Genomic DNA, 25,377 nt, shown 5'->3' with positions numbered 1-25,377 from the left:
GTGACGCCCGTCACCAGGCCGGAAAATCCGGACTTGGCGACGCCCGATCTCGAAGGGATCGGGGTATTTGTTTCACACCAGAAAGGTATGAAAATGTCAGGCATTGTTCTCTCGGCGTCGGTGCGCCAGAATCTGCTTTCGTTGCAGTCGACGGCGCAGCTTCTCGCCACCACCCAGAACAACCTCTCGACCGGCAAGAAGGTCAACTCGGCGCTCGACAATCCGACCAACTTCTTCACCGCCCAGGGTCTCGACAACCGCGCATCCGACATCTCCAATCTGCTCGATGGTATCGGCAACGGCGTGCAGGTCCTGCAGTCCGCCAACACCGGCATCACCTCGCTGCAGAAGCTCGTCGACAGCGCCAAGTCGATCGTCAACCAGGTGCTGCAGAGCGCGGTCGGCTATTCTACCAAGTCGAACGTGACGTCGGCTGCGCTGAGCGGCGCGAGCGCCTCCGACCTGCTGGCTTCCAGCTCGACGGCGGTGACCGGCACGGCGGTGCAGAACGACGCCTCCTCCGGCGCAGGCAACATCACCGGCTCGACCAAGCTGTCGGGTACGTCGGCAACCTCGTCGAACAACCTCGCCAGCGGCATCACGTCGGGTGAAACGCTGGTCGTCAACGGCACCACCTTCACCTTCATCACCGGCACGTCCTCGACCGGCACCAGCATCGGCATCGGTGACACCGTGTCGAACCTGCTGTCGGCGATCCAGACGCAGGCCGGCGTGACCGCCACCCTCAGCAGCGGCCAGATCACCTTGACGCCTCCGGCGGCAGGATTGACGCTCTCGGGCAGCTCCGGCACCTTGGCCAAGCTTGGGCTGAGTGCTGTCGGCGACGGCTTGTCGGGGCAGACACTCACGGTCGCAGCCACAGGAGGTGGCACGGCCACGAGTATCACCTTCGGTCTGGGGACAGGGCAGGTGAAGTCGTTGACCGACCTCAACGCGAAGCTCGCAGCCAACAACCTGCAGGCCTCGATCGATTCGTCCACCGGCAAGATCACGCTCACCACCACCAACGACGCGGCGTCTGCCACGATCGGCGCGGTCGGTGGTACGGCGGCGGCATCCAGCCAGTCCTTCAACGGCCTGACGGCAGGGGCTCCGGTGGCTGACTCGACCGCGCAGACGCAGCGCGCGAACCTGGTCTCGCAGTACAACAACGTGCTGACGCAGATCAATCTCACGGCGGCGGATGCCTCGTTCAACGGCGTCAACCTGCTGAACGGCGATACGCTGAAGTTGACGTTCAACGAGAACGGCAAGTCGACGCTGTCGATCACCGGCGTCACGTTCAACACCGGCGGCCTGGGTCTGTCGACCCTGACCTCGGGCACCGACTTCCTCGACAACAACTCGGCGAACAAGGTGATCGGCGTGCTGAACAGCGCTAGCTCCACGTTGCGGTCGGAAGCCTCGACGCTCGGTTCGAACCTGTCGGTGGTGCAGATCCGTCAGGACTTCAACAAGAACCTGATCAACGTGCTGCAGACCGGCTCGTCGAACCTGACGCTGGCCGACACCAACGAGGAAGCGGCCAACAGCCAGGCGCTGTCGACCCGCCAGTCGATCGCGGTATCGGCGCTGTCGCTGGCCAACCAGTCGCAGGCGAGCGTGCTGCAGCTGCTGCGCTGATCCACGGCACGATCCGTTCGACATCGAAGGCGGCGGGGGAAACCCCGCCGCCTTTGCTTTTGGCCGGGTAAGACAACCAGAAGCCCGGCGCCGTCTGTGGCGGGCCGGGCGTTGGATGTTTGATCGAGGAGCGAGGCTCAGGCGGCGGAGCTGACCGGCTTGGCCTGCTGTTCGGCCTCGGCCTGCTCGATCAGCTGCTTCTCGTAAGCGACGAGCTTCTTGGCTTCCTTCAGCGCCTGATACAGATCGCCATTGAGGATGTGGCCATTGATCGCCTCGATGATCGGCCAGGCGCTCGGCACTGTCGTGATGATGTCGCGCAGCAGGTTGAAATAGGTGCCGTGATTGGTGTCCGCGCCCGGCGAGATGTACATCAGCTGGACGGCGAGATAGACGAGCTTGGCCGGCGTGTCGGCAGTCTCCGGCGTGAGAATGTCCTTTTCGCGCAGGATCGGGATATTGTCGCCGTCGATCAGCAGCCGCGCCCGCTGGTCCGTGTTGGTGATCACGCACGAGCCGATGATGATGCGCTCATGCGGCTTCAGTTCGACTTTCAGGGCCATTCTCGTCCTCCGTTGCGGCGATCGGCGCGGCGCTGAATCTGCTCCGGCGAGGCCGGTCACCGCTGTGGGGCCAGTCAAAATCGCAGCGGACAGTCTGCGCGCTCGATCGGTCGGCGCGCAGCGATCCTTTCCGAACATGGTTAACGCTCGGTAAACGACCGGCGAGCTTGGTAAATGTCAGGTGTTTTCAACGTGATGGCCGTGTGGCGCCGCAGGTATCAGGGGCGTCGCAGTCGGCGCAAGCGGGCTGCGCCGCGCGCCGCTTCACCGTTTGTTAGCCACTCCCATTTACCTTAACGGACGTCGCCCGGTTGCGAAGTCGATGCGGGCACAACCGATCCTGAAGGGTCGGTCTGTTTGAGTCACACCAGAAGGGTATGAAAATGTCAGGCATTGTTCTCTCGGCGTCGGTGCGTCAGAACCTGCTTTCGCTGCAGTCGACGGCTCAGCTCCTCGCCACCACCCAGAACAATCTCTCCACGGGCAAGAAGGTCAACTCGGCGCTCGACAATCCGACCAACTTCTTCACCGCCCAGGGTCTCGACAACCGCGCATCCGACATCTCCAATCTGCTCGACGGTATCGGCAACGGCGTGCAGGTGCTGCAGGCCGCCAACACCGGCATCACCTCGCTGCAGAAGCTCGTCGACAGCGCCAAGTCGATCGCCAACCAGGTGCTGCAGAGCTCGGTCGGTTATTCCACCAAGTCGAACGTGACGTCGGCGGCTCTGACCGGCGCGACCTCGAGCGACCTGTTGGGCTCCAGCACGACGGCGGTGACCGGCACGGCGGTGCAGAACGACGCGTCCTCCGGCGCAGGCAACATCACCGGCTCGACCAAGCTGTCCGGTACGTCGGCGACCTCGTCGAACAACCTCGCCAGCGGCATCACGTCGGGTGAAACGCTGGTCGTCAACGGCACCACCTTTACCTTCATCACCGGCACGTCCTCGACCGGCACCAGCATCGGCATCGGTGACACCGTGTCGAACCTGCTGTCGGCGATCCAGACCCAGGCCGGCGTGACCGCGACCCTCAGCAGCGGCCAGATCACCTTGACGCCTCCGGCGGCAGGATTGACGCTCTCGGGCAGCTCCGGCACCTTGGCCAAGCTCGGACTGAGTCAGGTCGGCGACGGCTTGTCGGGACAGACACTCACGGTCGCAGCCACCGGAGGCGGCACGGCCACGAGTATCACCTTCGGTCTGGGGACAGGGCAGGTGAAGTCGCTGACCGACCTCAACACGCAGCTCGCAGCCAACAACCTGCAGGCCTCGATCGACTCCACCGGCAAGATCACGCTCACCACCACCAACGACGCGGCGTCTGCCACGATCGGCGCGATCGGTGGTTCGGCAGCTGCGTCCAGCCAGTCCTTCAACGGTCTGACGGCGGCGGCTCCGATCACCGACGCAACGGCGCAGACGCAGCGTGCGAGCCTGGTCTCGCAGTACAACAACGTGCTGGCGCAGATCAACACGACCGCGTCGGATGCCTCGTTCAACGGCGTCAACCTGCTGAACGGCGACACGCTGAAGCTGACCTTCAACGAGACTGGAAAGTCGTCGCTGTCGATCACCGGCGTGACCTTCAACACCAGCGGCCTGGGTCTGTCGACGCTGACCTCGGGCACCGACTTCCTCGACAACAACTCGGCGAACAAGGTGATCACCGTGCTGAACAGCGCTAGCTCCACGTTGCGGTCGGAAGCCTCGACGCTCGGTTCGAACCTGTCGGTGGTGCAGATCCGTCAGGACTTCAACAAGAACCTGATCAACGTGCTGCAGACCGGCTCGTCGAACCTGACGCTGGCCGACACCAACGAGGAAGCGGCCAACAGCCAGGCGCTGTCGACCCGCCAGTCGATCGCGGTGTCCGCGCTGTCGCTGGCCAACCAGTCGCAGGCGAGCGTGCTGCAGCTGCTGCGCTGATCCACGGCACGACCATTTCGACACCGAAGGCGGCGGGGGAAACCCCGCCGCCTTTTTTGCGCCTGGATCGGCGCGACGGTCCGTATCAATACTGGTTCCGATCGCGCGGACGATGGAGGATGCGGGCAGTAACCCGGCGTTAAGCAAGAAATTTAAAGCGCCATTAACCATGTTTTAAAACAGCGTGGACTAGAACCTCCTGGTGAATAACTAGGAAGGTTTCACAAACATGTCCGGTATCGTTCTTTCGGCTTCGGTTCGCCAAAACCTGCTGGCGTTGCAAAATACCGCATCGCTGCTGGCCACGACTCAAAACAACCTGGCCACCGGCAACAAGGTCAACACGGCGCTCGATAACCCAACCGAATTCTTCACCGCGCAATCGCTCAACAACCGGGCGAGCGACATTGCGAACCTGCTCGACAGCATCGGCAACGGCGTCCAGGTTCTGCAGGCGGCAAATACCGGTCTGACCTCGCTCCAGAAGCTGGTCGACAGCGCAAAGTCGATCGCCAGCCAGGTCCTTCAGGCACCCACGGGTTATACGACCAAGTCGAGCATCACCTCGGCGGTCATTTCCGGCGCCACGGCGAACAATCTGCTCGGCAGTTCGTCGAACAAGTTCGTGGTCGGCAGCGTCACCAACAACGACAATCTCAGCTCGGCCGTCGCGATCACCGGCTCCACCAGGCTGTCGGGCACGGCAACCTCGACCTCGAACGATCTGGCCAGCAGCGTCACGACCGGTGATACGCTCGTGGTCAACGGTGTGGTGTTCACCTTCGTGGCCGGCTCCGTCTCGGCGGGCACCAATATCGGCGTCGGCGACACCGTCAGCAACCTTCTTGCCGCGATCGATTCGGTGACCGGCGCGACCGCGACGCCGTCATCGGTGACCGGCGGCCAGATATCTCTTGCGACAGGCACGGCACAGGATCTTACAATATCGGGCACCGCCTTGGCCAAGCTCGGATTGTCGCCCGGCACGACAACACGCAATCCTCCAGCTCTATCCGGAGAGACATTGACCATCGCCTCGACAGGAGGCGGTGTGGCGACGAACATAACGTTCGGAACAGGCGCATCGCAGATATCGACCTTGGCGCAGCTCAACACCGCGCTCGCCGCGAACAATCTGCAGGCCAGCCTGAGCACCAACGGTCAGCTCACGATCCTCACCACCAACGAAGCAGCGTCGTCCACGATCGGCGCGGTGGCCGGCTCGTCGACCGCGGCCAGCCAGGCCTTCAACGGCGTGACGGCGTCTACGCCGGTGGCCGACACCAACTCACAGACGACCCGCGCCGGTCTGATCGCGCAGTACAACAACGTGCTCGCGCAGATCGATACCACCGCGCAGGACGCCTCGTTCAACGGCATCAACCTGCTGAACGGCGACACGCTGAAGCTGACCTTCAACGAGACCGGCCGGTCCACCCTGAACATCACGGGCGTGACTTTCAACAGCACGGGTCTCGGCCTGTCATCCCTGGTGGTCGGAACCGACTTCCTCGACAGCAATTCGGCGAACAGGGTGCTGACGACGCTGAATAGCGCGTCGACCTCGATCCGCTCCGAGGCTTCGTCGCTGGGTTCAAACCTCTCGATCGTGCAGATCCGCCAGGACTTCAACAAGAACCTGATCAACGTGCTGCAGACCGGATCGTCGAACCTGACGCTCGCTGACACCAACGAGGAGGCGGCCAACAGCCAGGCGCTGTCGACCCGCCAATCGATCGCGGTGTCGGCGCTGGCGCTCGCCAACCAGTCGCAGGCGAGCGTGCTGCAGCTGCTGCGCTGAACACGATCCATCCTTACATCATCGAAGCGGCGGGCCTTGCCCGCCGCTTCTTGTTTGTCTGCAGCTCTCGTTTGTTGCGCGCTCAACGCGTGGACCACGCGCGCTTCCGGCGCGACGGTTGCGCGAGCCGGGGCATGGCAGCCTCGTTGTTTTACGGGGGTCCGCGCGGCGTTTTCTTTCTGACAATTTGAATCGCTGCGTTCGCATCAAATTAAGAGGTGCAGCAGACACGGAGATTTCGCGGTGTCCAGCAACGCCACGACATGAAATCCGCTAACAGCCGCTAACCATATTTTAAAGCAGCACAACGTACAAAACCCGAGCAGTTTGGTCGTGTCCCAGCGTCAGTCCGGAGTAATTGATGTCATACGCCGCTCAAGCCTATGCACGCACGTCGCAGACGACGGCATCACCACGGGAGATCGAAGCTCAGGCATTGTTGAAGGCGGCGCGGCAGCTGCAGGACGTTCAAGCCAATTGGAACGGCCCTGATCGGAACATGTACAAGGCACTGCTCTTCAATCGTCGTCTGTGGACGATTTTCATGAGCGCAATGGAGATGAACGACAATCCGAACTCGCTCGAGGTTCGCCAGAACATCGCCAACATCGGCGTGTTCGTGATGAAGCAGACGATCGAGATGCAGATGGATCCGAACCCCGCCAAGCTGAAGTCGCTGATCGACATCAACTGCCATATCGCCGCTGGCCTGTCCGGACGCAGCTGATCGACGAGGCCGGAGAGAATGGCATCCTTGGCCGATTTGACGGCCAACGGCCATACCACGATCGAGCACGTGGCGACCGGCGTGGCAAGGTCCGAGACCTGGCTCAACAACGCCCAGGCCCCCTCCGAACAATCAAGTCCGCCTTTCCTGTCCCCGAAACGACAGCGCCGCCCCAAGGGGCGGCGTGTCGTGGCGAGCGGGTGATCGGCTGCTCTGATCCCGCTCAGGCCGTACGGTCCGTCGGCATCACTCGCGGCACGTCTTCCTTGTGCAGATCCTTCTGCATGTCGAGGGTGTTGAAGTAGGCGCGGCGGCGCAGCACGGCCTCGTCGGGAAATTGGTTCACGACCTGGTCGGTCTTGCGATTGACGACCTGGAACACCAGCGCTGCCGCAGCACGGTCGTAATAGGCCTGGCGCGAGACGGACAGCTCGCTCGCGACGTTGGCCTGCACGTCGTTGCGCACAGGTGTGCCGGAGTCCGCCGCAGTCACGCTCTGACTGGGAGGAAGATCCGTCGGAACAGCGTTCACCACCGCCTGGTTCGACGGCTGAATGATCGGGGCAGGCGCTGGCGCACCCACCGGTCTAACGCTGAAGTCGGAACTCATGGCAGCCTCCTCATGGCCATCGAGTCAATTCCCAACCCATCCCGCTTGCAACTATGCCGATGACCAATCAACGTTATGTTAGGAAATAGGATGAACGCTGCGTTGCGTGTAATGCCACCGTTTTAATCTTAATCCGTGCATCGAACGGCGAGAGCCGCGCGACCTTCACGGTGGCGCGGCTCCCGATATTCGGGGAAGGGGGTCGACGTGCGGGCGGCTCAGAGCGTCCGGCTGACCGCCAGCGGCGTCAGATGGCGCGGCCCGGGGGCGGCGCGGCGGCCACCGGCGGTGTAGGTATTGGGGACGTTGCGGCGCTGGATCTCCGCGTTGACCCCGCGCACGACCTTCTCCGAGATGGCATGAGCCGTGGCCAGCACGGTCAGATTCACCTGCAGCATGGCGCGGAACGTATCGTGGTGGCGATGCAGCGTTGCCAGAAGCTCGGGAGTCGCCTGCTTCATGAACGGCTGGCTGGCCTTCAGGCGGCCCACGGTGGAGACGTAGTGACGTGAGAGCTCGGTCTTCTTCGGTCCGAATGCCATGCCCTCGCTGAGCTTGCCGGCGCGGACCAGCTCGGTCTCCTGCTCGATAACAGTGATCAGCTCGCTCATGACGCCGACCATCTCGTCGGCGAGCGCGCGCGCCTCGGCCGCGCTTGCCGCGGCGGTGTAGGTGGTTTTCTTCGCCTGGCCCTGTGCGGTCATTTCATAACTCCCTTGACTGACTTCCTTGGGCGTGAGCCGTAACGAGGCCACGCGCTTGTCACGCAAACGATCACGCCTTGACGTCGGCGGTCGTGCTGCTCTTGGCCTGCTGCAGGATCAGCGTGCGATAGATGTCGTTGGAAATGCCGACGCCGCCGGCCTTGGCGAAGTTCTTCGAATATTCCTCCGTCAGCATCGAGCGCCAGACACCGGTGCCCGGCGTGTTGCCGAATGGGCCATCGCCCTTCACGCCGCTCGTCATCTGCGAGAACATGGAATTGAGAAACATCGCCTCGAAATCGGTTGCAGTCGCCTTGGCTTTGGCCTGGGCCTTCGGGGAGACCTTGGTGAGGGCTTCTGCGAGATCGAAGTCGGTGCGGGGCGCTGTGGTCGCCGCCGCGTGCGGCATGCTGAGCGGCACGCGGCCGGCATAGGAATCGACGAAGGAGGTCGCCATCACATCACCTCGATGTCGGCTTCGATCGCGCCGGCGGCCTTGATCGCCTGCAGGATGCTGATCAGGTCGCGCGGTCCGATGCCGAGGCCGTTGAGGCCATCGACCAATTGCTGCAGCGAGACGCCGTCCTTGACGACTGCGAACTTCTTGCCGTCCTCCTGGACCCCGACGCTGGTGCGCGGCGTGACCACGGTACGGCCGCGCGACAGCGGGTTGGGCTGGCTTACCTGCGGGCTCTCGGAGATCGTGACGGTCAGGTTGCCTTGTGCGACCGCCACGGTGGCGACGCGGACGTCGCGGCCCATCACGATGATGCCGGAGCGCTCGTCGATGACGATCTTGGCGGCGAGATCCGGATCGACCTGCAGCTGCTCGATCTCGGTCATGAAGGCGACGACGTTGCCCTTGAACTCCGCGGGAATGCTGAGCTGCACCGTCGACGGATCGATCGGCTCGGCGGTCTTGACGCCGAGGAAATCGTTCACTGCGGCCGCGATCCGCTTGGCGGTGGTGAAGTCGGCATTGCGCAGCGCCAGCCGCACGTTCGGCAGCCGGTTCAGCGCGAACTCGATCTCGCGCTCGATGATGGCGCCGTTGGCGATACGGCCGACCGTCGGCACGCCGCGCACGATCTTGGCGGCCTCGCCCTCGGCCTGGAAGCCGGAGATCGCCAGCGAGCCCTGCGCCACGGCATAGACGTTGCCGTCGGCGCCGAGCAGGGGGGTGACGAGCAGGGTGCCGCCCTGCAGGTTCTTGGCGTCGCCGAGCGCCGACACCGTCACGTCCATGCGCGTGCCCTGTGTCGCGAACGGCGGCAGATTGCCGGTGACCATGACGGCGGCGACGTTGCCGGTGCGGATGGTGGCGCCGCGGATGTTGACGCCCATGCGCTCGAGCATCGCCTGCAGCGACTGCTTGGTGAACGGGATGTTGTTGAGCGTATCGCCGGTGCCGTTGAGGCCGACCACGAGGCCGTAGCCGATCAGCTGGTTCTGGCGCACGCCTTCGATATTGGCGAGATCCTTGATCCGCGACGTCGCATGCGCGGACATGACGGCAGAGGCCAGCGCCAGCATGGCGGCGCAAGCGGCCTGAAACAGGCGCGTAAGTCGGACGCGTCGCATCCTATGCTCCCCTCGAACTCTTCCAAGTGATCAATTGGCCACTCCCATGACCGCATGATCGGCATCATCTATGCGAGGGCCGTGCCAGGGCGATGCTCCTGACTAACTCATTGAAAGAGTGTGAAATCGATCGCGCGACTTGTTGCCATTCCGGGTCAGCACGGAGGAACGAAGCTGCCGCCCCGGCAGAATTTGCCGGGCCATTTACGCACCGTTAACCACGACGCAGCCAATCTCCGCTCCGACACGCAGAGCTTGCGGGGAGCCACCGATGCGCATCTACGGACCGAACGGAACGACGCTGAACACGTCGACCAGCTCCACGCGGAAGACCTCGTCCGGCGGCTTCAAGTTGCCCGACGCCGGCACCACGCAGGAGACGCGCGCGACCTTGGCGCCGAAGCAGACCGCCAACATCGACGCGCTGCTGGCGCTGCAGGGCATTGAGGAGGATCCGGCCGAACGCCGCAAGCGTTCGGTCCAGCGCGGCAAGCGCGCGCTCGACGTGCTCGATGATCTCAAGCTTTCGCTGCTCGCGGGCAAGCTCGATACAACCATGGCGCTGCGGCTGCGCGATGCCGCGGCCGACCTGAAGCAGACCTCCGGCGACGCGCGGCTGGACGCAATCCTGTCGGAGATCGAGCTCCGCGTCGAAGTTGAGCTCGCCAAGTCTGGGCAGACCTGACCGCCGGCTCAGGCTGCCTTCGCCGACGTCTGCGCATCGTAGCGCCGCTGCGCGGCGGTGACGTCCTTGAGATGCTGCTCCGCCCAGTCGCGCAACGGGTCGAGCGCGGCGGCGAGCGTCAGCCCGAGCGGCGTGATCGAATACTCGACCGTCACCGGTACGGTGGCGATCGCGCGCCGCCGCACCAGCCCGTCGCGCTCCAGGCTCTTCAACACTTGCGAGAGCATCTTCTGCGAAATGCCTTCGATCGTCCGCCGCAACTGATTGAACCGCAACGGTTCGTTGCGCAGCAGGATCAGGATCAGCACGGCCCATTTGTCACCGACGCGGTCGAGGATCTGACGGGTCGGGCAGTCGGCCGCATAGACGTTGGCAGCTCGCATCGGTTACTCCGGCGTGACCTGGTGATCTTAAAGTGCGCTCTAAACACCAGCATTCGTTCCGCTATCTAGTCACTATCGGATACCGAGGGGATTTCGTCCAGAGCCTTCGCTCCGACCGAACGATCGCAAACAAGGAGTTGCAGCATGAAGATCGCCGTCGCCGGTGCCTCCGGCCGTGCCGGATCCCGTATTACCGCCGAGCTGGCCAGCCGTGGCCATCAGGTCACCGGCATCGCGCGGAATCCGGAGAAGATCGCGGCCCACGCCAATGTCACCGCGGTGCAGGGCGATGCCAACGACCGCGCCGCGCTGGCCAAGCTGTGGGCCGGCCACGACGTCGCGGTCAGCTCGATCCATTTTCTGGCCAGCGATGCCGAGACCCTGATCGGAGCTGCCAGGGATTCCGGCGTATCGCGTTACCTCGTGGTCGGCGGCGCCGGCTCGCTCGAGGTCGCGCCGGGCGTGCGGCTGGTGACGACGCCCAACTTTCCGGCCATGTACAAGGCCGAAGCGGAGAAGGGTGGAGCGTTCCTCGACCGGCTGCGCCAGGAGAAGGAGCTCGACTGGACCTTCCTGTCGCCCTCCGCAATGATCGATTTTGGCGCCCGAACGGGCAAGTTCCGGCTCGGAACGGACCAGCTGTTGGTCGATGCCGAGGGCAAGAGCTTCATCACCTTCGAGGACTTCGCCGTTGCGATGGCCGACGAAATCGAGCGTCCAGCGCACCGGCGTGCCCGTTTCACGGTCGGTTATTGAGGCAGTCCCAGGCGCCCTGCCGTCCCGCCGCAATTTGGGCTGGACAATGGCGGGACGGCGGGGCGCCCGTGTCGATGGAAATATTGTCTGTCACAAGAGGCCGCTATATAACGCGGCCGCGAACGGGCGTATTCCGTCCGCCGGTGCCGAAACCGGCGCCAGCACGTACAGATGGGCTGACCTTGGAAAAGTTGAAGAACTACAAACCTTCCGAAAAAGAGCCTTTCATGAACGACCGCCAGCGCGACTACTTCCGCGCCAAGCTGCTGGCATGGAAGGAGGAAATCCTGCGCGAATCGAAGCTCACCCTGCAGGCTCTGCAGGAGGAGAACGTGAACCACCCCGACCTCGCCGATCGGGCGTCGTCGGAAACCGACCGGGCGATCGAGCTTCGCGCCCGCGACCGCCAGCGCAAGCTGATCTCCAAGATCGACGCGGCGCTCCAGCGCATCGAGGACAACACCTACGGCTATTGCGAAGAGACCGGCGAGCCGATTTCGCTGAAGCGGCTCGAAGCCCGTCCGATCGCGACGCTTTCGGTGGAGGCGCAGGAACGCCACGAGAAGCGCGAAAAAGTCTATCGCGACGAATAAGTCGCGGGGGTGAACCGGGAGCCATGATTGCGGCCGCCTGCCGGGTGCGGCCGCAGGATCTTTGCGCGCCGATCTGATGTCGCACGCTCCGCGGTTTCTCGCGGACGCGAGGAACTTTACCGCCGTTCCCGAATTGTTGGCAGTTCCATCTCGGAACGGCCGCGGGGGACTATGCGGAATCCGGAGACATCGACTGGCGCGCTGGAAGGCGCGCTCGCGGCCTTGCAGCGCTCTTATGGTGTTCTGAGCATCAAGGGACGTCTCGTGCTGCTGGCGGGCATCCTGTTCCTGCCCTGCGTCGGCCTGATTGCGTATGTCATCGCCTCGATGGCGCAATCCGCCGACGATTCCATCCGCCGCGGCCTGTCCTATGCAGCCCAGACCATCTCCGGCGCCGTCGACGCCGAGCTGCGTCGCTACATCGCTCTCGCCGAGGTGCTGGGGAAGTCCCCCGAACTGGGCGCGGCTGACATGACCGAGTTCGAAGCGGAGGCGCGCCGCGTCGGGCTGGTGAGCGGGGACGCCTGGATCGTCGTGTCCGACGCTGAGGGACGGCTGCTGCTGAACACCATCGGCGCGCCAGGCAAGCCGCTGGGCGAGCGCACCCCGGAGGGCCGGCGCTCGGCGGAGCGTGCGTTCCTGACCGGGCAACCGTCGATCTCGGACGTCTTCATGGGTCCCAATTCAGGCGAATGGGTCGCCACCGTCGACGTTCCCGTCTTCAAGGATGGCAAGCCGTTCCGGTCACTGTCGATCGCGATGCCCGCGACCAACTATACGCGGCTGCTGGCGCAGCAGCAGCTCCCGGCCGACTGGCTGGTCGGCATCATGGACGGGCAGGGCCGCTACATCTCGCGCATTCCGAAGAACGCGACGACGACGGGCCAGCCTGCGTCGGCTGGGTGGCGCGCCCATGCCAAGGCGCCGGGCATCTCGGAATTTCCGTCGGTGGAGGGCGACCGCATCATCAACGCCAATGCGCATCCGCAGCTCAGCGACTGGACGGTCGGCGTCGGCATCAAGCAGGGCGCGTTCGCGCAAGCGATCTCCTCGACCGTCAAGACCGCGACCATCGCGGCGACCACGATCTGCGCGCTGGCGCTGCTGCTCGCCGCGATGATCGGGACCAGTATCGCGCGGCCGCTCGGCAGCATCGCAGTGACGAGCTCGATCCCGGGAGAGGCCGGGCCGTCGGATCCTCCGGAGGTGCGAGCGCTCAATGCACGTCTGGCCGCGGCCGAAAAAGCTCAGGCCGAGAGCGCGCGCATCGTCCAGGACAACTTTCGACTGCTCGCTCACGCGCGCGATGATGCCTCGCGCACTGCCGAGCAGCTCAAGCTTGCCGCCAAATACGGCCGGCTCGGCACTTTCATCTGGGACCCGAAGTCTGGCACCAGCCAATGGTCGGACGAGATCGAGGAGCTCTATGGGCTCAAGCCCGGGACGTTCCCCGGTACCTACAACGACTGGCTGGCGCTCGTGCATCCGGAGGACCAGGCCCATGCCGACCACGACAACAAGCAGGCCTTGATCACCGGCGAGCTCGATTCCGAATGGCGGGTGCCGCTGCCGGACGGCTCGGTCCGTTGGATCGAGGCGCGTGCGCGGATGTTGCGCGGCGAGGACGGCAGCGATCTGCAGATGATCGGCGTCAACATCGATGTCACCGCGGCAAAAGAGGCCGACCGCAAGCGTGAGCTGCTGGTTCACGAACTGGCCCATCGCGTCAAGAACAGCCTGGCAGTGGTGCAATCGCTCGCGCACCAGCTGCTGCCCCGCCACGATGCCAAGGTTCGCGACTTCACCTCGCGGCTGCATGCGCTCGCCACGGTCCACACCAGCCTCGCGGAAAGCGACTGGCAGGGCGCCGATCTCGCCGCGCTCGTCACCAGCCAGGTGGCGCCGTTCGCCAGTGCACCGGATCAACTCGCCCTCAGCGGCCCCGCCATTCTGGTGCCTGTGGAGATGACGACCCAGCTGGCGTTGGTCATTCACGAGATGGCCTGCAACGCGAGCAAATACGGTGCGCTGACCACGCCGGCCGGCCATATCGAGGTCAACTGGTCGCTCGGCGCCGACGTGCTGCACGTCCGCTGGGAGGAGCGCGGCGGCCCGCCGGCGCGGGAGCCGCCGGTGGTCGGTTTCGGCAGCCGGCTGCTGACACGCACCGTCCGGCATCTGCAACGCACGTTCGGCGACAGCGGGCTGACCTGTTCTTTCGAGCTGCCCTGGCTGGAGACGCGCCAGGAAGCCGCTACGGAGGCTCTCAGCGAGGCGAACTGATCCCCGTGGCAGAGCCCGTTGCACCGCGCGCGGGGGGTGAGCAAAAGGGGCGCTCGGGCCATCCTCGTCGAAGGGGGCGCCGCCACCATGCGCGGGGCCTGCTCGGCTGGAATCCGCCAGCGAATGATGAGATCATCGCGGGCGTCGGCGGAGAGCCTGCTGAAGCTCGGCGGGAGTCGCCGCGACGTGGCTGAAGCACCATCTGAACAGCGCCGGCCCTTCGAATGCGGCGCGAAGTTGCCGTGAGAGGGGATAAGGCCAGCCACGAAAGCCGTTTGATAACAGGCTGTTCACCATAACATCTGAGAGGCCGCTTCGGGCGGCTGACAGCGGGAGTTGAACGATCATGGGAGCAGACGAGGTCCTTGCCGCCGCGCAATTGATCGTGGGCGCCCGCCGCGAGCGGACGCCGCTTGCGGCGCTGCCGGCTCACCTTCAGCCGAAGGATGAAGCGGCCGGCTATGAGATCCAGCATGAAGTTCACTGGCTGCTCGCCGAGCACGCCGGCGATTTCGCCGGCTACAAGATCGGTTGCACCAGCAAGGTGATGCAGGACTACATTGGCATTCCGCATCCTTGCGCGGGTGGCGTGTTCGCGGGCGGTGTTCACGCCTCCGGGGTCGTTCTGCGCGCGGCCGATTACGTCAGGGTCGGCGTCGAATGCGAGATCGCGGTGCGGCTCGCGAAGGACCTGCTGCCGCTGGATGCGCCGTTCACGATCGCGCATGTTGGGGACGCGATCGGCGATTGCCACGCCGCGATCGAGATCGTCGACGACCGTTATGTGAAATGGGAGACCATGGGCGCCCCGACGCTGGTGGCCGATGATTTCTTCGCCGCCGGATGCGTGCTCGGTCCCGCCGTCCCGCGCGATCGTGCCGGGGATCTCGCTGCCGTGCAGGGCCGCGCCTTCGTGAACGGCGCCTTGGCCGGGCAGGGCTCTGGCGCCGACGTGCTGGGCCATCCCCTCCATGCGCTTGCCTGGCTGGCCAACCATCTCGCCGCGCGCGGCGACGGGCTCGAGGCCGGGCAGCTGGTGCTGACCGGCAGCCTGGTGAAGACGGTGTGGCTCGCGGCCGGCGACCGGGTGCGGATGGAGCTGGATGGACTGGGCGTGGTCGAGGCAGCCTTCGTCTGAGGCGAGCGACGATCCATAAGAGAGCGGCCGTCCATCCGCCATCCTCGCTTGCCTGGACCGAAAGGCTGAAGGCCCTGATGGAACGTCGGGGGCGCCGGTTGCTGCGACCTTCCTTTCTGTGGAGTTGATCTGAGAACGCCGCGCTTCGTCTGGCCGGGCGGCCGACGCCGTATGAATACGGGGTGCTGCAGAACTAACTCCGGGTTTACGCGGATCCGTCATGTCTGAGTTCCTGCTCGGATTGAATCGCACAGTGGCGTGCTGGAATGATCAGATTGGCACCTCAACGTGCTCGGCGAATTGGATCAGTCGCTCGCTTCAGCGACGTCGCGCGTCGCGGGTTCCGTTGGCGGCGCTTCATGCGCGCCGAGCAGGGCGCGGCAGCCGTCGAATTCGGCCTGGTTGCGGCACCGTTCATCGCGCTGCTGGTGGCCATCATCCAGACGATGATCGTGTTTCTCGCGCAGCGCCTGCTCGATGAAGTGGTGAGCCAGGCCAGCCGCGTGATCCTGACGGGGCAGGCGCAGACCGCGGGGCTGACGCAGTCGCAATTCGCCGATTGGGCCTGCCAGAAGACGGTGATCTTCTTCACCTGCAACAATCTGATGGTGAACGTGCAGAGCTACAGCTCGTTTTCCGGCGTCAGCACGACGACACCGACGCTCACATTCGATTCGAAGGGCAACGTGACCAACACCTGGAGCTACTCGCTGGGCAATCCCGGCGACGTGGTCGTCGTGCAGGTGCTGTACCAATGGCCCGTCATGCTGGGACCGCTCGGCTTCAACCTGGCCAACCTGTCGAACGGCAACCGGCTTCTGGTCTCGACCAACGTCTTCAAGCGGGAGCCGTCGTGATGGCGCTGCTCCCTCGTCTTCGCCCGTCGCTTCAGGGCTTCATTGGCGACGACAGGGCCGTCGCTGCGACGGAGTTCGCCATCGTTCTCCCCTTCATGCTGGCGCTCTATCTCGGCAGCATCGAGGCCGGCAACGGCTTCGCGGTCCAGTTCAAGGCCTCGCTCGCCGCCAGCCGGGTTGCGGATCTCACCTCTCAATACACGAGCATCGACAACAGCACGATGAGCGGCATCCTCGGTGCCGCGTCGCTCGTGGTCGCGCCCTATACGACGTCGGACATGATCGTGACCGTCACCCAGGTCACGACGGATTCCAAGGGGCAGGGCAAGATCATCTGGAGCGACTCGCTCAACGGGACCCCCCAAACGGTCGGCAAGGCGGTCACCTTGCCCAAGGCGCTGCAGATCGCGAACACGTCGCTGATCTGGAGCGAGGTGACCTATCCCTACAAGCCCTGGCTCGGTTTCGTCTTCACCAAGACCATCAACGTCTACCAGACCAGCTATTTCTATCCGCGGCTCTCGACATCGGTCAGCCGCGTCAATTCCTGAGGCCTTCGTCATGCGTCGCAATCATCTCAGCGGCTTCCTCCGTGACGGCCGGGGTAACGTCGCGGTCATCTTTGCGCTGGCCATGGTGCCTGCCGTGTTCCTATGTGGCATGACGCTGGACTATGCGTCCGTCATCTACAAGCGCGAGCGGCTGAATGCCGCGGCGGACTCCGCGGCGCTCGCGGCGGTGTCGCCGTCCTTGATGTCGCAGACCACGACACAGGCGGCGACGGTGGCGACCAACGTGTTCTCGGCGCAGGCTTCGGCGATCTCCGGTGTGACCTATCCGGCGCCGCAGGTCTCGGTGACGCAGAATGGCTTGGCGCGCACCGCCACCGTCACCTACAGCGCAACGTCCACCAACATCTTCCCCAACGTGCTGGGGCAGAACGCATGGCCATTTAACGGCACCGCGACAGCCTCGTCCTCTTCTGCGCCCAATATCGACATCTACATGCTGCTGGACAACTCGCCCTCGATGGCGATCGCCGCCACCACGGCCGGCATCAACACGATGCTGAAGAACACGCCGCAGCAGGAAGGCGGCGCCGGCTGCGCCTTCGCCTGTCATCAGTCGAATCCCAACAGCACCGACACGCCGGGCAACCCGACGGGATGGGACAATTACAAGCTCGCGCAGTCGCTCAATGTGGTGACGCGCATCCAGAACATGGCCACGGCGACGAAGTCCCTGACCAGCACGGCAACGTCCTTGGCCGCGCAGTACAATTCCTCGTTCCGGATGGGCGTCTACACGTTCAACAGCAGCGATCTGGGAACGTCGCTGACGACCGTGCAGTCGCTGACGAGCAATCTGTCGCTGGCCGGCACGGCCGCGGCGAGCGTCGACGTGCTGCAGGTCTACTCGCAGAACAACATCACCTCGACCCTGTACAATTATGACGCCGATACGGATTTCGCCTCGGCGCTGTCCGCCATGAACAGCGTCATGGGCACGCCGGGCTCGGGCGCATCAGGCAGCTCTCCGCAGGGACTTCTGTTCATTGCGACCGACGGCGTCGAGAGCAAGCAGACCAGCACGTGCAGCCAGACGGTCCTCGTGCATCACGGCATCACACGCTGCGTTCAGCCGTTCGACATCTCGCTGTGCAGCACCATCAAGAGCCGCGGCGTCAAGATCGCGGTGCTCTATACCCAATACTATCCGCTGCCGACCGACAACTTCTACAACAACTACGTCGCGAAGTTTCAGCCCAATATCGGTCCCAATCTGCAGAGCTGCGCCAGCTCGGGCCTGTATTTTTCGGTCAGCACGGATGACGACATCACCGCGGCCATGACCACGCTGTTCAAGACTGCCATCTCGTCGATCGAATCCCATCTGTCCAACTGAGGCGCGGCGCACCGGTCCGATGCGGCCTCGATGCGTGCCGGATTGTGCCTTCGTCGCCCTGTCACGCGTGGCGTGACGGTCACGCGTGGCGTTGTCGAAACGAACACGGCCTCCGGCAGGGGAGCTACCGGAGGCCGCGTATACATCACCCGTGGCGCCTAGGTTCGCGTTGGGCAATGTGGGAGCTCGTTTCAGGTGATGGGCGGTGGCTGCGGGTCATCATGACCGTCTCGCGCTCGGCCGATCCGTTGCCTGACCCTCCTCGCCGGGCGAGGAGGGATTTTCATCCTGTTGTTCGATCCTTCGTTCCTGATTGCCGATCGCGTCGGCGGCGGCTTGCTCCGGAACCGGGCGGCCGGATGGTCCGCCCGATCACGTTCGATCTTGGTCTTCGCCTCAGAACGGCAGCAGGATGTCCATCACCTGCTGGCCATAGCGCGGCTGCTGCACGTCGGTGATCTGGCCACGGCCGCCGTAGGAGATGCGGGCCTGGGCGATCTTCGAGCTCTCGATGGTGTTGTCGCTCTGGATGTCCTCGGGACGCACGATACCGGCGACGATCAGCTCACGGATCTCGAAGTTGACGCGGATCTCCTGCTTGCCCTCGACCACCAGATTGCCGTTCGGCAGAACCTGCGTCACCACGGCGGCGACGTTGGTCTGCAACGTTTCCTGGCGCTGGATCGAGCCCTTGCCGTCGGACGACGCGGTGCCGTCGGCGGTCAGGATGCGTCCCGGCAGCACCTTCAGCGCCTGGGTGCCCAACGTCTTGGCGCCGATGAAGTCGGTGATCCCCGAATCTTCCGAGTTCTTGCGGCTGCGCTGGGTCTCGTTGGCGAAATTGGCCTGGTCGGAGATGCTGACCGTCACCGTGAGGATGTCGCCGACCTGATGCGCGCGCTGGTCCTTGAAGAAGGCGCGTGAGCCGTTGCGCCACAGCGAGTTCGGCGCGTAGGACACCGCTTCCGGCTTCGGCATCGGCATCTGCACCGGCTTGTAGCCCGGCTGTGTCGTCGGGTTGTCGATTTCCGTCAGCCTCGGCCGCTCGCCGATCTGCGTCAGGCGGTCGATCGAGGAGCAGCCACCGGCCACCGACAGCACCGCGAACGACACCGAGACCAGTGCGACCCGCCGCAGGCGCGCAGCACCCTGACCATCAAACTTGAACGTCGACATGAAACTTACTCGGCTTTCGGGGTGGCGGAGGAGGGAAGGCGGCTGGCGACGGACACGGGCGCGGCGATGTCGGCTTCCGAGGTCTGCGCCGGCTTGGCGACGGCGATGTCGACGGAGACCTGTCCACGTCCGCTGACGCGGCCGGCGATGGTGCGCTTGGACTGCAAATTGATGACGCTGACGACGTCGCCCTCGGTGCCGGATTCCAGCGCCTTGCCGCGCGTGGTGAGATAGATGCCGGCGGTCTGGTAGATCAGCGTCACCGCCTGGTCGCGCTGCACCAGGTCGGGCTTGGCGAGGTCGGTGGCCTTCAGCGCCTGACCGGCGCGGACCGGACGGCGCATCTGCATGCCGATCGCGAGCTCGCGCGAGGCCGGCTCGGCGCCGCCGAGTTCGGCGCGCGGCCGCCGCTCGGTCTGCAGGTCGCCGGCGCGGATCATCTCGTTGCGGTCGAGGTTGCGGATCAGCACCACGGCTTCGACGGTGTCGATCGCCGTGCCCGTGTAGCGCAGCTTGGTGGTCGCAGCGCCATTGCCATGGCCGAGCTCGAAGCTGACCTCGAACCGGCCGCTGCGCGGGTCGAAGCGGACATTGGTGGGCGCCAGGGCGCCGCTGGTGGACGCGTCGAACTTCAGGTCCTGCACCGGCTGGTCGAAGCTGACGTTGAGGCCAGCGGCATCGCCGAGCCCGTTGCGATGCTCGAGCGCCAGCGCCACCGCGTTGCCGATCTCCTTGGCATCGATGGCGCGGGCAAGCCGCGTCACCGCGACCTCCTTGATGTCGCGGATGTCGACGCCGATGACCTGGTGGCTGCGCAGCGTCGCGATCACCTGCGCGGCCGGCAGCACGCCGGTGGTGCCGAGATCGGGCGCGCGGTAGACGGCGACGTTCGCGGCCACGCCGGCATTCTCGATCAGGTCGCCGACGCGCACGATGTCGCCGGTGACGTTGACGGTGGCGCGCAGAACGGGAGCGCGGATCTGGTCGTCGGCCTCGCCGGCCAGCACCGGCACGGCGGTGGACGCCAGCAGGGCGGCGGCGAACAGGAAGGGGCGGGCAGTCCGGGTCATCATCGTGATCTCCCTTCAGACCTCAGCGGAACAGCGCAGTGGTCGACTGCATCATCTGGTCGGCGGCGGAGATGACCTTGGCGTTCATCTCATAGGCGCGCTGGGCGGCGATCAGCTCGCTCATCTCGCTGACGACGTCGACATTGGCCTGCTCCAGGCTGCCCTGGGTGATGCTGCCATAGCCTTCCTGGTTGGCGACGCCGTCCTGCGGCGCGCCTGAGGAGGGCGTGTCGGTGAACTGGTTGTTGCCGACCGGCTGCAGGCCGGCCTTGTTGATGAAGCGGGTGAGCTGGATGGTGCCGACGACGTTCGAGGTGGTCGAGCCCGGCAGCGTCACCGAGACCTGGCCTTGTGCGTTCACCGTGATGCCCGAGGCGTTCTGCGGGATCGAGATCGTCGGCTGCACCGGGTTGCCCTGCGCGGTGACGATGCGGCCCTGGTTGTCCATCTGGAAGGTGCCGTCGCGGGTGTACTGATAGGTGCCGTCCGGCATCAGGACCTTGAAGAAGCCCTCGCCGGTGATCGCCAGGTCGAGGTCGTTGCCGGTCTGCGACAGCGTGCCCTGGGTCATCGAGCGCGGCGTGCCGACGGTCTTGACGCCGCCGCCGATGTCGATGCCCACGGGGAGGATCGTGCCCTGGTCCGAGGACTGCGCGCCGACCCGGCGCATGTGCTCGTAGATCAAGTCCTGGAACGCCGCCGTCTGCTTCTTGAAGCCGGTGGTGCGGAGGTTGGCGATGTTGTTGGAGATCACCTGGACGTTGAGTTCCTGGGCCGCCATTCCGGTCGCAGCGGTGTGAAGCGCCTGCATCTTACGTCTCCTTCAAGGTCTGCGGTCAGGCCGGAACGTCGGCGAGTTTCTCGATCGCGTTCTTGCGCAGGTCGCTCTGGACCTGCAGCATGTTGGCGACCTGGGTGTAGGAACGCATCACTTCGACCATCTTGCTCATCTCGCCGACCGCGCTGACGTTCGACTTCTCGATGTAGCCCTGCTGGACGGTGGACTTGATGTCCTGCTGCGGCGCGGCGCCGCCCGGGGCGGAATACAGGTTGTTGCCCTGCTTCTGCGCGGCTTGCGGATCGGGGAAGCTGACCAGGCGCAGCTTGCCGCGGATCGAATCGGTGCGGTTGACGCCTTCGACCACGGTGACGGTGCCGTCGGGCGAGATGTTGATGTCGTGGTCGGTCGGCTGGAACACGATCGGGCCGCCGGTGCCGAGCACCGCATCGCCGGCCGCGGTGACGAGCTGGCCGGTATTGTTCATGTGCAGATTGCCGTCGCGGGTGTAGCGCTCGCCGGCTGCGGTCTGCACCGCCAGGAAACCGTCTCCGGAGATGGCGACGTCGAGCGCGTTGCCGGTGCGCTGCATCGAGCCCTGCGAGAAGTCGCGATAGGTGCCGCGGTCCTGCACATAGGCGACCTTGCGGGCGGCGCCCGGAAAATTGTCTTCATGCGCGCCGGAGGAGAGATACTCCTCGAACAGCTGCTGATCGGCCTTGAAGCCGTTGGTGTTGACGTTGGCAACGTTGTTGGCAACGACGTCGAGTTGCCGCTCCAGCACCATCTGCCGCGACAATCCGATGAGAAGCGCATTCTCCACCGGTCGATCTCCCCTCTTAACGAATCCCGCTCGCGGTGCCTCTCCCAAGGCGGCCTGAAGCGGGTCTTCTGTGAACCGTTCAGCTCTCCCAAGCCGGCGGGTTCGAGGGAGGTAGAGCGAAAGCCGTGCCAACCTGAAAATAGTATATGGATCAATGATTTGGGTTTTTGATGGGGCCCGACATACCCGGCAATAACGGCGCGCTAACCATATTTGCCCGGCAAGATTTTCCCACCTCCTTAACAAAAGAAAGCTTCCGTTAACCATTGTTACCGTAGCGTTCCCATCAACGAAGCGCGGATGCGCTGGGAGCATTGGTTTCGCGTCATCGAGCTTTCTGGCGGCATCGGTCGGCTTCCCGTGATTTTGTCTGGGGACACCGAAGGCCATGGCTGAGAACGAAGGCGGAGCAGGCGAGGGCGAAGAGCAAGCAGGCGCGCCCAAGAGCAAGCTCAAGCTGATCATCATGATCGTCGGTGCGCTGGCGCTGCTCGGCGTCGGCGGTGCGTCCTATTTCTTCTTCTTCGGCCAGAAGAAGGACGAGCATCATGCCGAGGCGGCGCCGGCGCCGAAGCCGCCGGCCTTCGTCGAAGTGCCGGATCTGCTGGTCAATCTGGTCGGCAATCCCGGTGACCGCGTCCAGTATCTGAAGGTGAAGATCGTGCTGGAGGTGAAGGAGGAGAAGCAGGTCGAGCACATCAAGCCGACGCTGCCGCGCGTCACCGACATCTTCCAGACCTACCTGCGCGAGCTTCGTCCGAGCGACCTCAACGGCTCCGCCGGCCTGTTCCGGCTCAAGGAGGAGCTCACCAAGCGGGTCAACGTCGCGCTGGCGCCCAACCAGGTCAACGCGGTGTTGTTCAAGGAAATCGTGGTCCAGTAAGGCAGAGAAGCTCAACGATCATGGCGGGCAACGATCCAGTCGACCAAGATGCGATAGCCGCGCAATGGGAAGCCTCGCTCGATTCCGAGGATCCCGCGGAGGCCGCAGAAGCCGCAGCTGCCAATGAACTCACCGAATCGATGGCCCTGCAATGGGCCGCGATGGTCGAGGACGGCAGCCGCGATTTCGGCGCCACCAAGAACGGCGGCGAGCGCGTGCTGTCGCAGGAGGAGATCGACAATCTCCTCGGCTTTACCGCAGGCGAGGTCAGCCTCGACGACCATTCCGGCATTCGCGCGATCATCGATTCGGCGATGGTCTCCTACGAGCGTCTGCCGATGCTCGAAATCGTCTTCGACCGCCTGGTGCGGCTGATGACGACCAGCCTGCGCAACTTCACCTCCGACAACGTCGAGGTCACGCTCGACCGCATCACCTCGGTGCGGTTCGGCGACTACATGAATTCGATTCCGCTGCCGGCGGTGCTCTCGGTCTTCAAGGCCGAGGAGTGGGAGAATTTCGGCCTCGCGACCGTCGATTCCACCTTGATCTATTCGATCATCGACGTGCTGCTGGGCGGCCGGCGCGGCACCAGCCAGATGCGCGTCGAGGGGCGGCCCTACACGACGATCGAGACCAATCTGGTGAAGCGGCTGATCGAGGTGGTGCTGGCGGATGCCGAGCAGGCGTTCCGGCCGCTGTCGCCGGTCACCTTCACCATCGACCGGCTCGAGACCAATCCGCGTTTCGCCGCGATCAGCCGCCCGGCCAATGCGGCGATCCTCGTGAAGCTGCGCATCGACATGGAAGATCGCGGCGGCAACGTCGAGCTGCTGCTGCCCTATGCGACGATCGAGCCGATCCGGCCGGTGCTGTTGCAGATGTTCATGGGCGAGAAGTTCGGCCGCGATCCGGTCTGGGAAGGCCACTTCGCCACCGAGATCGCGCAGGCCGAGATCGCCGTCGACGCCGTGCTCTACGAGGCGGACGTGCCGCTGAAGCAGCTGATGCGGCTGAAGGTCGGCGACACCCTGCCGCTCGACATCCGCCCCGATGCGCTGGTCGCGGTCCGTTGCGGCAGCACGATGCTGACCGAGGGACGGATGGGCCGGGTCGGCGATCGCGTCGCGATCCGCGTCACCAAGAATCTGCGCAAGCCCAATACCACGCTTGCAATGTTCGAAGGCGCCGAAGGCCAGAACAAGTTGATGGAGGCCCAATGAACCACTCCCTCGGATTGATCATCGAAAGCCTGGTCGCAGTCCTTCTGGTGCTGACCATCGGCTATTGCATGCTGCTGAACGCCAGGCTGAAGCGGCTCAAGGCGGACGAGCATTCGCTGAAGGCGGTCATCGCCGAGCTGATCACCGCGACCGAGATCGCCGAGCGCGCGATCGGCGGCCTCAAGCTCGCGGTGCGCGACGTCAACGACAATCTCGGCAATCAGCTCGCCGCGGCGACGCAGATGTCGGAGCAGCTGCGCAAGCAGCTCGCCGAGAGCGACGGCGTGGTGCGCCGTCTGTCGCGGATTGCGAGCGCCGCGCGTCCGATCACCTCGCCTGAAGCCGCCGCCGAGCCGGCGCCTGCGCCGGTGCCGGCGATCACCACCGAGCAGGTTCGCGTCTCCGGTGCCAAGGCGGTTGCCGCCGCGGCCCAGGCATTCTCTGAACGTCGAAGGACCGGTGGCCTTGCCGCATGAATGCGTTCCGTAACATCCGCGTCATTCCCGTCGTCCTGATCGCGGTGGCCTGCCTCGCGGTCCTGAAGGTGGCCGGCCTCGTGATCGATGGCGGCTACGTGTTCGACTATGATCCGCAATCCACCAAGCGGTCCTGGGCCCAGATCAACCTCGGCTACCCAGGCCGCGAGGACGACATCGTCACCGGCTCCACCCATGGAGAGCCGAAGAAGGAGGAGGCGCCCAAGCCCGCCGCCCCCGAAACCAAGCCCGACGGCGTCGTGATCAAGCCCGAGGAGAACCAGCAGCAGGTGTCGCCGGCGGAGAAGGCGATCCTCGAGCGGCTGCAGTCGCGCCGCCAGGAGCTCGAAGCGCGCCAGCGCGAGATCGACATCCGCGAGAGCCTGCTGCGCGCGGCCGAGCAGCGCATCCAGTCGAAGACCGAGGAGATGAAAGCGATCGAGAGCCGCATCTCCGGCGCGCAGGCCGCGAAGAGCGAGGCCGACAACGCCCGCTTCAAGAGCATCGTCACGATGTACGAAGGCATGAAGCCCAAGGACGCCGCCAAGGTGTTCGACCGGCTCGACATGTCGGTCCTGATCGAGATCGCTTCGCAGATCGCTCCGCGCAAGATGTCCGACATTCTCGGACTGATGACGCCGGAAGCGGCCGAGCGGCTCACCGTCGAGCTCGCCCGTCGCGCCGGCGCCGAGAAGCCCGACACAGCCGCCGAGCTGCCGAAGATCGAGGGCAAGATCGTGCCGGTGAGGACCAATTGAACCGCATGTTTAATGCGCCCTTAAACGCC

At 64.6% G+C, this 25,377-nt stretch carries 26 protein-coding genes; 16 read left to right on the top strand and 10 right to left on the bottom strand.

The features are described from left to right. Positions 1-93 precede the first annotated feature (93 nt). The gene (locus ACQR1I_RS13210; RefSeq protein ID WP_434865023.1) at positions 94-1,644 is read left to right on the top strand and encodes a flagellin; all 1,551 of its coding nucleotides are present in this window, start codon (positions 94-96) and stop codon (positions 1,642-1,644) included. Positions 1,645-1,781: 137 nt separating this feature from the next. On the opposite strand, the gene flbT is transcribed toward ACQR1I_RS13210, so the two are convergent. Then, on the bottom strand, positions 1,782-2,207 hold the full coding sequence (flbT, locus tag ACQR1I_RS13205; RefSeq protein WP_434865022.1) for a flagellar biosynthesis repressor FlbT: 426 nt from the start codon (positions 2,205-2,207) through the stop codon (positions 1,782-1,784). Positions 2,208-2,590: 383 nt separating this feature from the next. Between flbT and ACQR1I_RS13200 the strand changes: the two genes are divergently transcribed. The 3 genes from ACQR1I_RS13200 to flaF all read left to right on the top strand — a co-directional run bounded on the left by ACQR1I_RS13200 (position 2,591) and on the right by flaF (position 6,666). Continuing rightward, complete coding sequence (locus ACQR1I_RS13200) at positions 2,591-4,138, top strand: flagellin (RefSeq protein ID WP_434865021.1); 1,548 nt, start codon at positions 2,591-2,593, stop codon at positions 4,136-4,138. 229 nt (positions 4,139-4,367) lie between these two features. Continuing rightward, complete coding sequence (locus tag ACQR1I_RS13195) at positions 4,368-5,939, top strand: flagellin (RefSeq protein ID WP_434865020.1); 1,572 nt, start codon at positions 4,368-4,370, stop codon at positions 5,937-5,939. Between the two features lie 361 nt (positions 5,940-6,300). After that, positions 6,301-6,666 carry a flagellar biosynthesis regulator FlaF gene (gene flaF, locus ACQR1I_RS13190; protein ID WP_434865019.1) on the top strand — a complete coding sequence of 122 codons (366 nt, stop codon included), beginning with the start codon at positions 6,301-6,303 and terminating at the stop codon, positions 6,664-6,666. Positions 6,667-6,889: 223 nt separating this feature from the next. Here flaF and ACQR1I_RS13185 read toward each other — a convergent pair whose 3' ends face one another. From ACQR1I_RS13185 to ACQR1I_RS13170, 4 genes are all read right to left on the bottom strand, one after another. Then, the gene (locus ACQR1I_RS13185; protein WP_434865018.1) at positions 6,890-7,276 is read right to left on the bottom strand and encodes a hypothetical protein; all 387 of its coding nucleotides are present in this window, start codon (positions 7,274-7,276) and stop codon (positions 6,890-6,892) included. Between the two features lie 218 nt (positions 7,277-7,494). After that, on the bottom strand, positions 7,495-7,980 hold the full coding sequence (locus ACQR1I_RS13180) for a hypothetical protein (RefSeq protein ID WP_434865017.1): 486 nt from the start codon (positions 7,978-7,980) through the stop codon (positions 7,495-7,497). 70 nt (positions 7,981-8,050) lie between these two features. Next, entirely contained in the window at positions 8,051-8,437 is a 387-nt protein-coding gene (flgJ, locus tag ACQR1I_RS13175) for a flagellar assembly peptidoglycan hydrolase FlgJ (RefSeq protein ID WP_434865016.1), read from the bottom strand. Continuing rightward, entirely contained in the window at positions 8,437-9,561 is a 1,125-nt protein-coding gene (locus ACQR1I_RS13170; protein WP_434865015.1) for a flagellar basal body P-ring protein FlgI, read from the bottom strand. The genes flgJ and ACQR1I_RS13170 overlap by 1 nt, the downstream gene beginning before the upstream one ends. Before the next feature lie 271 nt (positions 9,562-9,832). Here ACQR1I_RS13170 and ACQR1I_RS13165 point away from each other — a divergent pair, with 271 nt between their 5' ends. Further along, positions 9,833-10,246, top strand: coding sequence for a flagellar assembly protein FliX (locus ACQR1I_RS13165; RefSeq protein WP_434865014.1), 414 nt, complete (start codon positions 9,833-9,835; stop codon positions 10,244-10,246). 8 nt (positions 10,247-10,254) lie between these two features. Here ACQR1I_RS13165 and ACQR1I_RS13160 read toward each other — a convergent pair whose 3' ends face one another. Next, positions 10,255-10,629 (bottom strand): winged helix-turn-helix transcriptional regulator, encoded by a 375-nt coding sequence (locus tag ACQR1I_RS13160; RefSeq protein WP_434865013.1) that lies wholly within the window; start codon positions 10,627-10,629, stop codon positions 10,255-10,257. A gap of 144 nt (positions 10,630-10,773) precedes the next feature. Here ACQR1I_RS13160 and ACQR1I_RS13155 point away from each other — a divergent pair, with 144 nt between their 5' ends. From ACQR1I_RS13155 to ACQR1I_RS13125, 7 genes are all read left to right on the top strand, one after another. Further along, positions 10,774-11,385 (top strand): NAD(P)-dependent oxidoreductase, encoded by a 612-nt coding sequence (locus tag ACQR1I_RS13155; protein WP_434865012.1) that lies wholly within the window; start codon positions 10,774-10,776, stop codon positions 11,383-11,385. 227 nt (positions 11,386-11,612) lie between these two features. Then, positions 11,613-11,978, top strand: a complete 366-nt coding sequence (gene dksA, locus ACQR1I_RS13150; protein ID WP_172889752.1) for an RNA polymerase-binding protein DksA — start codon at positions 11,613-11,615, stop codon at positions 11,976-11,978. Between the two features lie 171 nt (positions 11,979-12,149). Beyond that, positions 12,150-14,261, top strand: a complete 2,112-nt coding sequence (locus ACQR1I_RS13145; RefSeq protein ID WP_434865011.1) for a sensor histidine kinase — start codon at positions 12,150-12,152, stop codon at positions 14,259-14,261. A gap of 346 nt (positions 14,262-14,607) precedes the next feature. Then, entirely contained in the window at positions 14,608-15,399 is a 792-nt protein-coding gene (locus tag ACQR1I_RS13140; protein ID WP_434865010.1) for a 2-keto-4-pentenoate hydratase, read from the top strand. Positions 15,400-15,758: 359 nt separating this feature from the next. Further along, positions 15,759-16,256, top strand: a complete 498-nt coding sequence (locus ACQR1I_RS13135) for a TadE/TadG family type IV pilus assembly protein (RefSeq protein WP_434865009.1) — start codon at positions 15,759-15,761, stop codon at positions 16,254-16,256. Continuing rightward, positions 16,256-16,807 (top strand): TadE/TadG family type IV pilus assembly protein, encoded by a 552-nt coding sequence (locus ACQR1I_RS13130; RefSeq protein ID WP_434865008.1) that lies wholly within the window; start codon positions 16,256-16,258, stop codon positions 16,805-16,807. Before ACQR1I_RS13135 ends, ACQR1I_RS13130 begins: the two co-directional genes overlap by 1 nt. A gap of 10 nt (positions 16,808-16,817) precedes the next feature. Further along, the gene (locus ACQR1I_RS13125) at positions 16,818-18,161 is read left to right on the top strand and encodes a TadE/TadG family type IV pilus assembly protein (protein WP_434865007.1); all 1,344 of its coding nucleotides are present in this window, start codon (positions 16,818-16,820) and stop codon (positions 18,159-18,161) included. 396 nt (positions 18,162-18,557) lie between these two features. On the opposite strand, the gene flgH is transcribed toward ACQR1I_RS13125, so the two are convergent. Genes flgH through flgF form a run of 4 tightly spaced genes read right to left on the bottom strand, consistent with a single transcriptional unit; the run spans position 18,558 to position 22,008 of the window. After that, the gene (gene flgH, locus ACQR1I_RS13120) at positions 18,558-19,337 is read right to left on the bottom strand and encodes a flagellar basal body L-ring protein FlgH (protein WP_434865006.1); all 780 of its coding nucleotides are present in this window, start codon (positions 19,335-19,337) and stop codon (positions 18,558-18,560) included. Between the two features lie 5 nt (positions 19,338-19,342). Continuing rightward, complete coding sequence (flgA, locus tag ACQR1I_RS13115; RefSeq protein ID WP_434865005.1) at positions 19,343-20,410, bottom strand: flagellar basal body P-ring formation chaperone FlgA; 1,068 nt, start codon at positions 20,408-20,410, stop codon at positions 19,343-19,345. Positions 20,411-20,429: 19 nt separating this feature from the next. Continuing rightward, positions 20,430-21,218 (bottom strand): flagellar basal-body rod protein FlgG, encoded by a 789-nt coding sequence (gene flgG, locus ACQR1I_RS13110; protein ID WP_434865004.1) that lies wholly within the window; start codon positions 21,216-21,218, stop codon positions 20,430-20,432. A gap of 25 nt (positions 21,219-21,243) precedes the next feature. Beyond that, positions 21,244-22,008, bottom strand: a complete 765-nt coding sequence (gene flgF / locus ACQR1I_RS13105; protein WP_434865003.1) for a flagellar basal-body rod protein FlgF — start codon at positions 22,006-22,008, stop codon at positions 21,244-21,246. 388 nt (positions 22,009-22,396) lie between these two features. Between flgF and fliL the strand changes: the two genes are divergently transcribed. From fliL to ACQR1I_RS13085, 4 genes are read left to right on the top strand one after another with little or no spacing between them, the layout of a single operon-like run. Next, on the top strand, positions 22,397-22,891 hold the full coding sequence (fliL, locus tag ACQR1I_RS13100) for a flagellar basal body-associated protein FliL (RefSeq protein WP_434865002.1): 495 nt from the start codon (positions 22,397-22,399) through the stop codon (positions 22,889-22,891). Positions 22,892-22,911: 20 nt separating this feature from the next. Continuing rightward, positions 22,912-24,114 carry a flagellar motor switch protein FliM gene (gene fliM / locus ACQR1I_RS13095; protein WP_434865001.1) on the top strand — a complete coding sequence of 401 codons (1,203 nt, stop codon included), beginning with the start codon at positions 22,912-22,914 and terminating at the stop codon, positions 24,112-24,114. Then, the gene (locus ACQR1I_RS13090) at positions 24,111-24,590 is read left to right on the top strand and encodes a DUF6468 domain-containing protein (RefSeq protein ID WP_434865000.1); all 480 of its coding nucleotides are present in this window, start codon (positions 24,111-24,113) and stop codon (positions 24,588-24,590) included. The genes fliM and ACQR1I_RS13090 overlap by 4 nt, the downstream gene beginning before the upstream one ends. Next, a complete protein-coding gene (locus tag ACQR1I_RS13085; protein WP_434864999.1) occupies positions 24,587-25,348 on the top strand; it encodes a MotE family protein in 762 nt (253 codons plus the stop codon). The genes ACQR1I_RS13090 and ACQR1I_RS13085 overlap by 4 nt, the downstream gene beginning before the upstream one ends. The last annotated feature ends 29 nt before the right edge of the window (positions 25,349-25,377 follow it).

The sequence above is a fragment of the Bradyrhizobium sp. HKCCYLS2038 genome (assembly GCF_051167655.1).
Taxonomy (GTDB): domain Bacteria; phylum Pseudomonadota; class Alphaproteobacteria; order Rhizobiales; family Xanthobacteraceae; genus Bradyrhizobium.
This window is presented reverse-complemented; position numbering and strand designations above follow the sequence as displayed.